The sequence below is a fragment of the Paenibacillus segetis genome (genome assembly GCF_014639155.1).
In the GTDB taxonomy this organism is placed as follows: Bacteria; Bacillota; Bacilli; order Paenibacillales; family Paenibacillaceae; genus Fontibacillus; species Fontibacillus segetis.
Window position 1 is genome coordinate 2625007 of the sequence record NZ_BMFT01000001.1, and the last position, 13695, is coordinate 2638701.

Consider the following 13695-nt stretch of genomic DNA (forward strand, 5'->3'; position numbering starts at 1 on the left):
GCTTCTGTGAAGGCGCAGCGAATTAGGGTGGTACCACGAACAACTCTCGTCCCTTACTACGGAAGTAGTATGCGGATCGAGAGTTTTTTTGATTTTATATCACGTTTTTCGCGGGTTCATTGGACAAATGGCACTCCTCTACACCCCGGTCCTTTGCTACAGTATAACGGTAATGGAGAAAAGCATTAAAACTTAAGCTAATGCTTCCGAAGAAAGTTTTACGATCCTTTCTCAAGAAGCTCTGCTATATAAAAAACTTTTAGGAGGAAATAAACCATGTTAAAAGTATTAGTATCGGATCCAATCAGTGATTTGGGGATTCAACAACTTATGGACGCTGAAGATGTTGTCGTTGAGAAGAAAACAGGACTAAGTGAAGATGAATTAGTACAAATCATTGCTGAGTATGACGCCTTGCTTGTCCGCAGTCAAACAAAAGTGACTGAGAAAATCATGGAAGCCGGCAAAAACCTAAAAGTAATCGGACGCGCAGGCGTTGGGGTTGACAACATTAACCTCGAAGCAGCAACTAAACGGGGTATTATTGTCATCAATGCACCTGATGGGAATACAATCACAACTTGTGAACATGCTTTCGCGATGATGATGGCTCTTGCTCGTCACATTCCGCAAGCATATGCGAAGACGATTCAAGGTACTTGGGATCGTAAATTCCTTGGTGTTGAACTTCGTAACAAAACACTCGGCGTACTTGGTATGGGACGGATCGGAAGCGAAGTTGCCAAACGTGCTAAGGCATTCGGTATGGATATTCTCGGCTATGACCCATTCTTAACCGAAGAACGTGCGGATAAGCTAGGAATTACGCTTGCGACTGTTGATCAAATCGTACGGAACGCTGATTTTATTACAGTGCATACACCACTGACACCGGAAACAAAACATATGATCTCAACGAAGCAATTTGAGGTGATGAAGAAAGGTATGCGTATCATCAACTGTGCTCGCGGTGGTGTAATTGATGAAGCAGCCATGCTTGTTGCCTTGGAGCAAGGTATTGTGGAAGGAGCAGCATTTGACGTATTCGAACAAGAGCCACCTGCTGCAGATCATCCATTCCTACACAATCCGAAGATTATCGTCACTCCTCACTTGGGCGCATCGACAATAGAGGCTCAAGAGAACGTTGCAATAGATGTTTCGGAACAAGTACTCCACATTCTTCGGAATGAACCGTTCAAAAATGCGGTTAACATGCCACCGGTAGCTCCAAGCGTTATGAACAAATTACAACCTTACTTTGTACTTGGCGAGCAAATTGGAACACTTGTAGCTCAACTTAATAACCAAGCTGTCCAAGAAATCCACGTTGAATATGCAGGAGATCTATCCGAGGTTGATACACAGCCATTAACTCGTTACATCATCAAGGGAGCTTTGTCCCGTCACTTCGGAAGCGACGTGAACATCGTTAACTCGATGCACCTGGCTAAGGTACGTGATGTAAACATCGTCGTTTCTAAGACGGCAGCAACCAAAGGCTTCACGAATCTGATCAGTGTCACACTCAAAGCAGGAGACGGTTCCGATCGTCGCATCGCTGGAACATTATTAAACGGTTATGGTGCACGTATTGTCCAAATCGATAAGTTCCCAGTAGATATTGCTCCTGAAGGAAACCTGCTCTTCATTTCTCATAACGACAAACCAGGTATCATCGGAAATGTCGGTACACTACTTGGTAATAACGATGTCAATATTGCCTCCATGCAAGTTGGTCGTAAAATTGTCGGTGGGGAAGCGATCATGGTGCTTACTGTAGATAAAGCAGTGCCAAAAGAAGTACTTGAGGATTTGTTGAAACAGCCTGAAATGAACAAAGCCCAACAAATCGCTTTCTCTTAAGCGTCAAGCAATCAGCTTGCTCCGCTAAGGAATCCATACTCTCATATACAAACATTTAATAAAGATAAGGAGTTAACCCTAGAGAATTATCTGCTCTACTGGGGTTAACTCCTTCTCTTGTTTCACAAGAAAGCGCTTCTAATTGTTCCACGTTGAACAAGATTTATCTTCCAGGTTCAACAAAAAACATCCTTTCTTCAAAGGATGTTTTTACGTTTATTTCACCTTTTCGACAGGGAGTACGAGATGGAATACCGTCCCCTTACCTATTTCACTATCAGCATGTATGGACCCCTGATGGGCCTCAATGATGTTCTTTACAATGGACAACCCTAATCCTGTGCCGCTCGCTTCCCCACGGACACGGGCTTTATCTGCTTTGTAGAAGCGTTCAAATATATATGGCAAATCCTCCGATGGAATCCCCACACCTTCGTCTCTAACTGAAGCATGTAACTCGAGCCCTCGTTTGCCCTTAACCATCTCAGCAGATACGGTGATACTAGCACCTTCTGGTGTGTGCCTAAGGGCATTATCCAGTAGGTTCGTTAATACCTGTTCCAGAGAATCCTCGTTAGCCTCATTCAATATGAGTTCTCCAGGTGTAAGTTCCAGCTTGAGCGCTATTGCATTATCCTTAGCTCGGACTGTAAACTTACGAAATACACGCTCAGTCAGTACACGGAAATCCACCTGTTGCATCGCTAACTCAGTTTGACCGGCCTCCATTCGGGCCAAATCCAACAAATCACGAACGAGCCGTCCCATTCGCAGCGACTCATCATGAATGACCTGAACTAACTCCTCGCTCTCTTCAGGTGAGGCAGCAATTCCGTCAAGTAAGGCTTCACTATAACCCTGCATCATCGAGAGCGGAGTGCGAATTTCGTGCGAGACATTTGCAACAAAGTCTCTTCGCATCTTCTCCAGTCGAACTTCTTCCGTAACATCACGTAGAACAGCAACTGCTCCGCGGATTTCACCATCCGAAGATAGAGGTGCCATATGTACAGACCAAACTCCCTGCTTCACATGAAGGTTCGCGCTCTGGTCACCCTCTTGATTCAGTACATTCCTAAAAATAGGCATTAGTGGTGATGGTGCAATGCCAGACCGACCGGGATGGCCATGTCTCCCTGAAGACTCTTCCTCGTCTTCCGGTAGATCACTCCACATCTGTATAATCCGATCACCTGGAGGATTCGTCAGAATAACGTAACCTTCAAAGTCCAATGTAATAACCGCATCATTCATGCTTCTTAGTACGCTTGAGAGATGCTCCTTTTCATGATTCAAACTGCGAATTGTATTCTCAAGTTCCTCAGCCATGTGATTGAAGGCATTAGCCAATGCACCGATCTCATCCGTAGTACGAAGGGAAAGCCGTGTATCATATTTTCCTTTTCGCACCGAATCCGTTGCCTTTATCAATTGTTGCATAGGTTGAGTAATCTTGGTGAATAGGAATAAGGCGAAAAAAGTCGTTAGCGAGAAGCCGATCATCGAAACAATCACAAATAATTTCTTGACGGCTCCTGGATCCGTGAAATTCGTATCGATAAAAGGTAGCAGGAATAATCCTAAACTGAGCAATACACAGGCGACCAGACAAATGATCGTAATCCACAGCTTGCCAACGAGCGTTCTCCAAAGACCCAAATTATTTCGCGACCTCCAGTTTATAGCCTACGCCCCATACCGTAGTAATCATCGCAGCTGATTCAGGAGATACTTTATTCAGTTTCTCACGGAGTCTTTTCACATGTGTATCCACTGTACGCAGATCGCCGAAAAACTCATAATTCCAAACATCTTTTAGCAATTCTTCGCGTGAGAACACTTTGTCTGGAGAAACAGCTAAGTAGTGTAATAACTCATATTCCTTAGGCGTCAAACTAACTTCCTGACCATTGGCAGTTACCCGATGGGCGTCATGCTCAATAATGAGGTGAGGGAATACAATGTTATTGCTTGTTCCGCTTTCTTTGGACAAATAGGCTGTCGCCGAAGCCCGTCTCATGATTGCTTTGACCCGATATATGACTTCCCTTGGACTAAAAGGTTTAACGACATAATCATCCGCTCCAACTTCAAATCCTTGAACACGGTTAATTTCTTCCCCTTTAGCTGTCAACATTAGCACAGGGGTCGATTTGATTTGTCTTAAGCGGTTGCAGACTTCAACACCATCAATTCCGGGCAACATCACATCCAGCAAAATCAAACCATAATCATTCACGCTTGCCTTTTTGAGAGCGGTTTCGCCATCTTCCGCTTCATCGATTTCATAACCTTCTTTTTCTAAGTACATTTTCAGCAGACGGCGAATGCGTTCTTCATCGTCAACTACCAGAATGCGGTTCTCTTGATCTGACATGGACAACAACCCCTTCATCATCTTACCCATACACGTGAGTTCATTTTATAGTTTGATTATATCATTAGTCTGTACCCGCGTAAGAATGCAAACCCGAAATAACAAGATTAACTCCTACGAGCGTAAACATAACAACAAGAAAACCGAGAACCGCTAACCATGATGCTCTGCGGCCCTGGAAACCGCGCGACAACCGAAGATGTAGGTACACACTGTAGAATAACCAGGTAATAAGTGCCCATACTTCTTTTGGATCGTTGGCCCAGAAACGTCCCCAAGCCTGCTGCGCCCATATCATAGCAAACACTAGTGCACCCAGCGTAAAGATCGGAAAACCAATCGCAATGGCTCGGTAACTAATTTCGTCTAAATCGTCAGCATCGATTCCTTTTAAGTAAGGAGATACCGCGGTACCTATCGGCTTACGAATTAGAAGTCTTATAAGTCCGTACAATAGGGCTCCTGAGATCACAGCCCAAATGATCGTATTCAGCTTACGAGCTGCATTCACCCCATTCATCCAAGACGGTGCCTCAAATAATGGCTTATCCATACCAAGGAACGATTGAACGTTCTCCGTTTCACTCTGATAGGGTGCTACGATTGGCGGCATTTTATAAACCACTTTACCTATTGTACTATCTTGTTGTACTTGGCTGTCAATCTCTGTCGAATTTGATGCAAAAGTTGCTTCATATCCGGCGGCACGAAAAGCAAACACCGAAATAATAAAGCCCACTAATACAATTATAGAAAAAAACGTGAATTCAATCCACCATTTTTGTCGACGTGTCGATTTATCGTTGTCACCAAATGGGACACTTCGCAATAAATACATGAATCCTGCCACAAAACCTACCGCAAAAAATGATTCTCCAGCAGCTGCAAGCGATACGTGAATGTAAAGCCAAATCGATTTCAGTGATGGAATTAATGGTTGAACATCTTGAGGAAATACTGCGGCATACGCCATGATAATAATAGCAATCGGTACGGCGAACATGCCGAGTAATATTTTACGATAAATCAGAAATACTATGGTAAAAGCAATCATGATCATCATAGATAAAAATGACATGAATTCATACATATTACTAACCGGAATATGTCCGCTTGAAGCCCAACGAGTTCCGCAATATAACAAATGCGACACCAAACCCAGTGAGGATGTCACAAATGATATCCGTCCCCACTTCCGCTCGTGCTTCTGTGGATCTCGATTTCTCCAAGTCTTTCCGGTTACGGCCACTACATAAAATATAAATGCTACACAATAGAGATAGAATGCAATGACGAAAGCCTGTTTACTGAATTCTAAATAACTCATGGCCGATTCCCCCCGTTATCCAATGACTTCTCATCCACTTCGACACCCATAACTTGCAGGAATGCAGACACCTCACGGCGCATTCCAAACCAGTTTTTTGTCGTATGTCCACCAAGTGTTAACACCTGATCATCAACACGCAGCCAAATTCGGCGATGTTGCCAATAGAAACCTAGAATTAATCCCAGCATGACGATTCCTAGGCCTAACCATACAAATGGCATAGCCCGATCTACTCGTATGTTCAAAAAACTGCTAGAACTGATGAAATCTACATCCTCCATGGCGAGTACATCCAATTCTAACTTATTCTGTAGGCCGCCGAGTTTCTCGTTGATTGCGTCTTGTTGAAAGCGTTCCTTGTCTATTTGCTTCGGGAAATAAATATACTGGCTTCCCTCTGTCGGCAAATCTGGCCCTTTGATAGTAAACAAAAAAGCGGGAGCATTAGGACTCGCTGATTTGGAAATCGGCTGACCTTGATCATTTAATGAGAAATCCATATATTTATTGACGAGTTCTAGGGTGTATGGACCGAGTTTGAATTCTCGCTGAGGATTAGTCATATCAAGCTTGAATTTTCCGAATTGTTCGCCTGTTTGCTTATTGACCAGAACTGGCTGCACCGAACGCAGCTTTGGTGTCAGATCGAAATCAAACTGATAAGCGGAAAGTCCTTTATAGCTTAAAGGCTTGTTGACCTGAATGGCATGACGTTTAACCTCTTTGAGTACGGGAGTCTTGGAGGGATCATCACAGTCTGCAGTACACTGATATAGCACTGCTTTCGTCTCAAATAGCTTAGGCACGACTTTACCCGTTCCACGAAAATCTGCGGACATTTCATCCTCACTGTAATACTCCACTGTGAACTTCTCGTTCTTCAAGTAAAAGGATGTATCTGGAATCCGTGTAATCTCGCCCTCAGGGAACCAGTAATGCTTATCGAGATGCAGTCCGGGAAGACCACGAAATAATACAGCAAGCAAGAAAATAATCAATCCAATATGAATGACATAAGGCCCCCAGCGACTAAACCGCTGCTTCTCAGCTAAAAGAGCGTCTCCATCAATATGAACGCGGTAACCCTTTTTCTTGAGCAAGATGGAACTTTGCTGCACCCACACTAAAGGGTCCTCTGCAATCGGACCTTGATAGACAAGTTTTTGCCGGGTAAGAAACTGCTTGTGTTTGCGAATCTTTTGTTTGGAGAGTGCTTTGTAGAGCGGAAGTACCCTGTCCAGACTACAGATGATGAGAGAAGCTCCGATCATAACCAGCAGCGTAATAAACCACCAGGATTCGTAGGTGTGAGATAGACCCAGCTTATAATAAATATCGCCGATGGTCCCATAATTATCTTTGTAGTACTTCGATGCATCAACTTGTACAAAATTACTCTCCTGCTGAAATATCGTCCCTAGGGACGCACCGATCAGAGTAAGAATAATGAGATAAATTGCAACTTTAACCGATGAGAAAAAATTCCAGATTCGGTCGATGACATTGGGATTAGCACGCTGTGAACGTCTCGCGGCTCCATCATAGCGCATTTCAAGAACTTCACTAGACTCATCAAGCTCAAAGAGTGGCTTCCCACAAGCCTCACAAAGAACAGTTCCAACCGGATTCTGATGTCCGCACTCACATTTCGTGTTTTCAATCAATGGAAAGTCCCCCCTCTCTTCATCAAGGATTCACCAGTTGCTTGATTTGGTCGTCGAGACTGTCCAAATCCAGTTCCCCCTGATGGATGGAGGATATTCTACCCTTCTTGTCAACAAAAAAAGTCGTGGGCATCGGTACGACACCGTATTTACGAACTGCTTCATTATCACTATCAAACAACACAGGAAAATCCACACCCATTTGCCCAGTAAAATTACGCACAGTCATTTCGTCTTCTCCCGTATTAATTCCGAGAATAACGACGTCCTGACTCTGCCACTTCTCCCACTGAGTTTGTAGTGCGGGCATTTCTTTCACACAATACGTACACCAAGTAGCCCAAAAGTTAATGACAACTGCCTGCCCCTTATATTCATCCAGGGTATGTACTTTACCATCAAGTCCTAGCAGTTTGATGGCGGGAGGCTTATCTCCGATTTCCGGTGTGCCGTTCCCGCCGCCGAATGCTGCTGTACTGATGGCATAGCCGCCAAGGATAACGATAAGTATCAGTATGACGACTTGTACTGGCCGTCTCGCTTTCCCCATCTCCAGCTTCCCTTCTGTGATAATTTTCATATTTTATGAACAAATAGTGAACATCCTATGAACATTATAACGAAAATTACCACAGTTTCAGCTAGCTTCCAAGGCTAAATGTGAAAATTATGTGTCTATTTGCGTTTTTCTGGTTTACTTTGTTTCCCAGCAATTCTAGCTTGCTTGTACAATCCTTCAATTTCTTCTTTGGTTAAGTGTCGGTAGAGACCTCTCTTCAAGTTGCCCAGGAACAGTTCACCAAAAGCAATTCTCTTCAGCTTGGTCACTGGGTGGCCAATGGCTTCGAACATTCGGCGTACCTGACGGTTTTTACCTTCATGGATCGTAATCGAGATTGTAGAATGTTTACCTTCGGGATCAATGTCCTGATATTCTACTTCTGCTGGGGCAGTTATACCATCCTCAAGCAGAATTCCTTTTTTCAGCTTATCAAGTTCTGTACCGTGGGGCACACCCTTAACTGCCGCTATATAGGTCTTGGGAACATGATGCTTCGGATGCGTTAGAAGATGTGCAAAATCGCCATCATTCGTAAGCAAAAGCAAACCTTCAGTATCATAATCAAGACGTCCTACTGGATAAAGACGTTCTGTTACACCCTTCAAATAATCCGTTACAATCTTTCTTCCTTGTGGATCTGAAGCACTCGTAATAACACCCTTAGGCTTGTTAAATACGATATACAGCTTCTTCTCCGCACCGATGCTTTTACCCTCTACGGTAATTACATCCACTGCAGGATCAGCTTTTGTACCCAAGGTAGTAACAGTTTCACCATTTACTTCTACCTTACCTTTTAATATCAGTTCTTCACATTTTCGACGTGAAGCGACACCCGCTCCAGCTAATATTTTTTGCAATCTTTCCATGATCAATAAGTCACCTCATACACATGATACCCATAGGAGAAGAAAATCACAATAGCAAGCACTTCTGAGATAATAAAACGACCCGAGGGTAATATACCCCCGAGCCGTTTCATTCTTATTTCAATTCATTATTCCGGTCGATTAAATCGATCGTCGGAGTTAAATCGATCATCAGACCGATTGAATCTGTCCTCTTGATTACCGTCTTGATTCCCGTTCATGTCGATGGGTTGCTGAGTAGTCACTTGCTTCTTTTTCTTACCAAAGATCAGTCGTCCAATAAATGCAAACGCAGCAATAATAAGAACGAATCCCTTCTTAAGAATTAGAAGTAGTAAGGCTAATAAACCTGACTTCTTAGCAACAACCGCTCCAGCTCCGCCTAGAATTAGAGCAGTTAGACCGATCTCCGCTGTTCTATCCGTCTTCGCGTTAAAATCCTCGTAACGCTGTCCTTCTCTTAATTTAAAGCCAGCTAGTACTTCATCTTCCATTACAGCGCGATCAGCTGCTAGATGCTCTGGATCTGATACAAGAACTGCCGATACGGTTCCTTCACGCGTCAAAATACGTATGTTGTAGTTAATCAATGGGTTATTATCAATATCATGAAGTAAAAGTGCCCATGTCAGACTATGTAAATTTTCATCATACTGCGGAGGAGTTTCCCAACCGTCTACAAACAAATGATTTTCCTCGGCCAGCTGTTCATTTGAAGCTTCTGTTCCTTGTCTGTAGCTTTCAAGTAGATCATCCGCATTGATGTCGTTTTTCTCTTTGTCCTTAATATGACCCGTATCTTCGTACTCTAGATACAACGTCCAACCTTGACTCTCATCATCAGGAAATATGGTCGCAATTTCAAGACCGTCAGGAATGTTTCCGGTTTCCTGCAAATAAGTCAATGTATCTTGCTTGTCAAGGAAATAATATCCTTCCTTCAACGTGAGATCAGCGAGCCCATCACCTACTTCGATGCTTTGTCCTGTTCCTTCTACCCAATTCAGCTCAGTCTCTGCCAAAGCTTGAAGGGGAAATGATGTGAAAATGAGCATACATACTAAAATAGCGGCCGCTCCAAGCCTTAGTCTTGTTCTCTTTCTAATCTTTTGCAAATTCAACTCTTCCTCTCGCATGTAAGTATATGTATTTAATAATATTTCTAATTTTACATATTGAAAGCAAATATGGGTAGTCATTTTCTCAATTTAACCTAATTCAACACAAAAAAATGACTTCTGAACTAGTTCAGAAGTCATTAGATTCAGCTAGTTGTTAGCTAAATAAAAGAAGACATACGCAAATTGCGGCAATAAATCCGATAATGTCAGAAAATAGGCCTACTTTTAAAGCATACCGACCATTTTTAATACCAACAGCTCCAAAATATACAGTAAGCACATACAATGTCGTATCCGTACTGCCTTGTACCGTGGATGCTATTCGACCAATCATCGAATCTGGTCCATAGGTCTTAATCAAATCCGTTGTAAATGCAAGTGAGCCTGTACCTGTGAGTGGTCTCAGAATACCAAGCGGAAGTACTTCCGGTGGAACCCGAAGACTTTCTAAGAGTGGAGTCATCCATCCAACAAAGAAATCGAGCGCACCGGAAGCACGAAACACACTAATTGCAACCATCATGCCAACGAGATGAGGTATAATTCCAATGGCTGTTGAGAATCCATCCTTAGCTCCGTCAACAAAGGATTCATATACTGGTACCCTTTTAAAATAAGCATATAAAGGAATAAATGTGATCATCACGGGGACGGCCCAAGCGGACAGTAGATTAATCCAACCCAACAAGGTAGCTCACCTCTTTAAGGACAAAGTAGGTGGTATCGTAGGCGGCAGTTTTCTTCGAATGCTCCTCCGTCGATACCAGCGGTCTGCAACAATTGCAGCAGCAGTGGCAACCGCTGTAGCTAGTAACGTCGAACCTACGATTTCAGCCGGATTTGCCGAGTTAAAATTAAGACGGATCGCGATCAGTGTAGTCGGTATTAAGGTAATACTAGCTGTATTAAGTGCAAGTAGCGTACACATAGCAGGAGATGCTATTTCTTTATCGGGATTTAGCTCCTGTAGTTGCTGCATAGCCCGAATGCCCATTGGGGTTGCTGCATTCCCAAGCCCTAGTAAATTAGCACTCATATTGGACAAAATATATCCCATAGCAGGATGATTCTTAGGAACATCCGGGAATAAGAAAGAAACTACAGGCCCGAGTAATTTTGAGATTTTTTTGACCAATCCTGCATCTTCTGCCAATCGCATGATTCCTAGCCAAAACACTAACACACTAATGAGTCCGAAACAGACGGTAACCCCTGTCGCGGCTCCCTCAAAGGCAGCTTGCGTTACGATATTGATATCACCCTTTAATGCAGCAAATATAAATCCTATTAGTATAAGTGCAAGCCAGATTTTATTTACCATATCCTTCTCCCCCCTTATTAGATTCCCCCACGAAATCATTATTTGACGAGTAGTAAAGACCTGAATACCTCCATCAGCGCTCCTGACCAACTGCTTTGTCCCGTAACTACCTTTATGGTCGTGGAAGCTCCTGAAGAATTTTGACGTTCTTGCTGTGGCTTTGGAATAACACTCCCCTGCTCGTACACCGGAACATTTCCAATCTCTTTACCATCAAGTGTAATTCTAATTTCCCCCCGATAACCAAAATCATCGGGGACAACCCTATTTAGAACAAGTCTTCTCTCTACTCGTGCAGCTTCTCCATTCGCCAATGCATAGCGAAACTCCTTACCCGTGACTAAACCGCCCTCAACCGCTTGTCCCTCTTGAATCAAACTAGTTAGTGGGAAATTAGCAAATCCATAATCAAGTAGCACTCGATGGTCGTTCCAATCATCACCATCATTTAGTGTAACGACGACAAGTTGTTGCCCACCCCGAGTTGCAGAACTAACCAAACAACGTCTGGCAATTTTGGTGAAGCCGGTTTTCACTCCATCTGCTCCTTCATAGAAACGAAGCATCTTGTTTTTATTGTCCCATTTATAATCCCATGGATCGTTAGGGTTCGGTGCTTTCTTGCTTTTTGTAGATACGATCTCCTTAAATTCGAGATTATGTAACGCATATGCTGTCAATGTGGCGAGATCGTTTGCGGAAGAATAGTGTGCTTTTGCATCCAATCCGTGTGGATTCTGAAAATGAGTATGCTCAAGACCGATTAATCGCGCCTTTTCATTCATTAAATGAACGAAACCTTCCTCCGAACCTCCAACATGTTCAGCAATCGCAGTTGCAGCATCATTGCCCGAGCGTAACATCAAGCCGTACAGCATATTGCGTAAACTCATTTCCTCGCCAAGCTGAAGGTATATGGACGAGCCTTCTTTGGCAAAGGCGTTTTTACTAACGGTCACCATATCATCTAGCTTTCCGTGTTCAATAGCGACTATGGCGGTCATTATCTTTGTCAGACTTGCTATAGGTAATTCGTCATCACCTCGGCTTGAATAAAGAATTCGCCCCGATGTTACATCGATAAGCGCAGAAGCCTGCGCGTTTGTTGATGGAGCCCCAGGTCTCATCCCTTCGGCTTGTACGACTGATGTAAAACTCAGAATAAAGCATAGTGTCATAACGCAAATAGCAGCTACAATTCTTAATTTTGTATTCATCACTTATTCCTCCGGCCTTATATGCAAGATTACTTGTATCACTATATGCGACGGTGCTAGAGAGTATGTCCACCTTACAGTAGCACCGTAATAACCCCACAAAGTGGAGTGCTCTTATACGACTATAAAAAAGACCCTTCCCGAGTTTCCGGAAAGGATCGATAACCACCGAACACGGTACATGGATATTTTTAATTGCAATGTGACCCATGATTTTTATCAGTTTCATTTAAAATAATCTTGGATTCCTGTGCGCCCACGCTCTTATGACAATCACCATTTGGGAATAATGACTGGATTTTATCGATTAAACTTGGTACTGCATCAATCATTTTCTCCATCAGGTGCGTTTGGTTGTCGAGTGGTACGATGTTCACACCTTGCTTACCAACAACGAGAAAAGCGATTGGATTTATGGATACTCCTCCACCACTACCCCCGCCAAAAGGTCGCGTTTTGCCACCCTCATTGGAATTGTTATTCGAGCTGGAGTTACCTCCGGAATTCCCCTCCAAGTTAAAATCGCTACCCCCTGCAGCAAATCCGAAGCCCACTCTGCTGATCGGTAAGATAACGCTCCCGTCCGGTGTCTCGACAGCCTCACCTACAATCGTATTGACGTCGACCATATCCTTAATGTTCTCCATCGCAGTTTGCATTAATCCTTGAATAGGATGTTCAGCCATTTCCTCACTCCTCCTTTCACTTTTAACACCCGAACTATAAGTATCAGTCCAGCATATATAGCATATCCGCAGCGGATTTTAGCTATGCAGTGGATCTCCGTGGAAAATAACGGCGGACATCCAAAGACTGGGACGACAAATAGTTTTGGCCTTTGCAACAAAGATACTCGGTGTGACAGCCCCCCAACCAAAGTAGTCTTGATCCCCCATAGAGCTCCTGTCAGCGTCGCGGTATGCGCAGCATCGGATAATGCAACGTTGGTAGACCAATCCAACTTGTGGAAAGATATCCTCTTAAGTGTTTGATTAAACCACTTCTTAAATTCAAAGATTGCTTTCAGGATTTCACGATACTTATTTGTCCAATGCTTAATCTTTTCTTCATTAATATCCTGCTCGTTGCTCGACGTCTGTCCTTTGAAGAAATTAGAAACCACATTATCCTCCACGTTGAAGCCTTCTTTTACATTGCGAAACACAATGGAGGGAACCTCATAATGGAAACGAACTAATCCGTAAACAAGCGTGATATTCAGCAAAATAGTCTCATCCCAATTTTTCTTCCGCACCAACAAATCTATAGAGATATTTGACATCAGAAGTAAGACAATGACGAGTAGCAACAAGATTAGGATGCCTCCGAGCCAAATCCACACGGGAAAGCCCTCCAAGCCTTTCAAAT

13 protein-coding genes and 1 other annotated feature (1 of these 14 only partly in view) are annotated in these 13695 nt (G+C 43.4%); of the genes, 1 reads left to right on the forward strand and 12 read right to left on the reverse strand.

Annotated elements, in window-relative coordinates; genetic code table 11:
- Positions 1 to 57 (forward strand) — a binding site (T-box leader); it begins 172 nt to the left of the window's first position.
- A gap of 219 nt (positions 58 to 276) precedes the next feature.
- The gene (gene serA / locus IEW05_RS12265; RefSeq protein ID WP_188539073.1) at positions 277 to 1866 is read left to right on the forward strand and encodes a phosphoglycerate dehydrogenase; all 1590 of its coding nucleotides are present in this window, start codon (positions 277 to 279) and stop codon (positions 1864 to 1866) included.
- 216 nt (positions 1867 to 2082) lie between these two features.
- Here serA and IEW05_RS12270 read toward each other — a convergent pair whose 3' ends face one another.
- The 12 genes from IEW05_RS12270 to IEW05_RS12325 all read right to left on the reverse strand — a co-directional run bounded on the left by IEW05_RS12270 (position 2083) and on the right by IEW05_RS12325 (position 13669).
- Positions 2083 to 3525 (reverse strand): HAMP domain-containing sensor histidine kinase, encoded by a 1443-nt coding sequence (locus IEW05_RS12270; RefSeq protein WP_188539075.1) that lies wholly within the window; start codon positions 3523 to 3525, stop codon positions 2083 to 2085.
- Position 3526: 1 nt separating this feature from the next.
- The gene (locus IEW05_RS12275) at positions 3527 to 4243 is read right to left on the reverse strand and encodes a response regulator transcription factor (protein WP_188539077.1); all 717 of its coding nucleotides are present in this window, start codon (positions 4241 to 4243) and stop codon (positions 3527 to 3529) included.
- Between the two features lie 64 nt (positions 4244 to 4307).
- Positions 4308 to 5570 carry a cytochrome c biogenesis protein CcsA gene (ccsA, locus tag IEW05_RS12280; protein WP_188539086.1) on the reverse strand — a complete coding sequence of 421 codons (1263 nt, stop codon included), beginning with the start codon at positions 5568 to 5570 and terminating at the stop codon, positions 4308 to 4310.
- A complete protein-coding gene (resB, locus tag IEW05_RS12285; RefSeq protein ID WP_188539089.1) occupies positions 5567 to 7237 on the reverse strand; it encodes a cytochrome c biogenesis protein ResB in 1671 nt (556 codons plus the stop codon). Before resB ends, ccsA begins: the two co-directional genes overlap by 4 nt.
- A gap of 22 nt (positions 7238 to 7259) precedes the next feature.
- Entirely contained in the window at positions 7260 to 7787 is a 528-nt protein-coding gene (locus IEW05_RS12290; RefSeq protein ID WP_188539091.1) for a peroxiredoxin family protein, read from the reverse strand.
- 125 nt (positions 7788 to 7912) lie between these two features.
- Entirely contained in the window at positions 7913 to 8668 is a 756-nt protein-coding gene (locus tag IEW05_RS12295; RefSeq protein ID WP_188539093.1) for a pseudouridine synthase, read from the reverse strand.
- Positions 8669 to 8796: 128 nt separating this feature from the next.
- Entirely contained in the window at positions 8797 to 9783 is a 987-nt protein-coding gene (locus IEW05_RS12300) for a DUF2167 domain-containing protein (protein ID WP_188539095.1), read from the reverse strand.
- A gap of 160 nt (positions 9784 to 9943) precedes the next feature.
- Positions 9944 to 10477 (reverse strand): spore maturation protein, encoded by a 534-nt coding sequence (locus tag IEW05_RS12305; RefSeq protein ID WP_308420403.1) that lies wholly within the window; start codon positions 10475 to 10477, stop codon positions 9944 to 9946.
- A 6-nt stretch (positions 10478 to 10483) separates the two neighbouring features.
- Positions 10484 to 11110, reverse strand: a complete 627-nt coding sequence (locus IEW05_RS12310; RefSeq protein WP_188539099.1) for a nucleoside recognition domain-containing protein — start codon at positions 11108 to 11110, stop codon at positions 10484 to 10486.
- A gap of 38 nt (positions 11111 to 11148) precedes the next feature.
- Entirely contained in the window at positions 11149 to 12237 is a 1089-nt protein-coding gene (locus tag IEW05_RS12315; protein WP_229753436.1) for a D-alanyl-D-alanine carboxypeptidase family protein, read from the reverse strand.
- Between the two features lie 281 nt (positions 12238 to 12518).
- The gene (gene ytfJ, locus IEW05_RS12320; RefSeq protein ID WP_188539103.1) at positions 12519 to 13013 is read right to left on the reverse strand and encodes a GerW family sporulation protein; all 495 of its coding nucleotides are present in this window, start codon (positions 13011 to 13013) and stop codon (positions 12519 to 12521) included.
- Complete coding sequence (locus tag IEW05_RS12325; RefSeq protein ID WP_188539105.1) at positions 12986 to 13669, reverse strand: DUF2953 domain-containing protein; 684 nt, start codon at positions 13667 to 13669, stop codon at positions 12986 to 12988. The genes ytfJ and IEW05_RS12325 overlap by 28 nt, the downstream gene beginning before the upstream one ends.
- Positions 13670 to 13695: the final 26 nt, after the last annotated feature.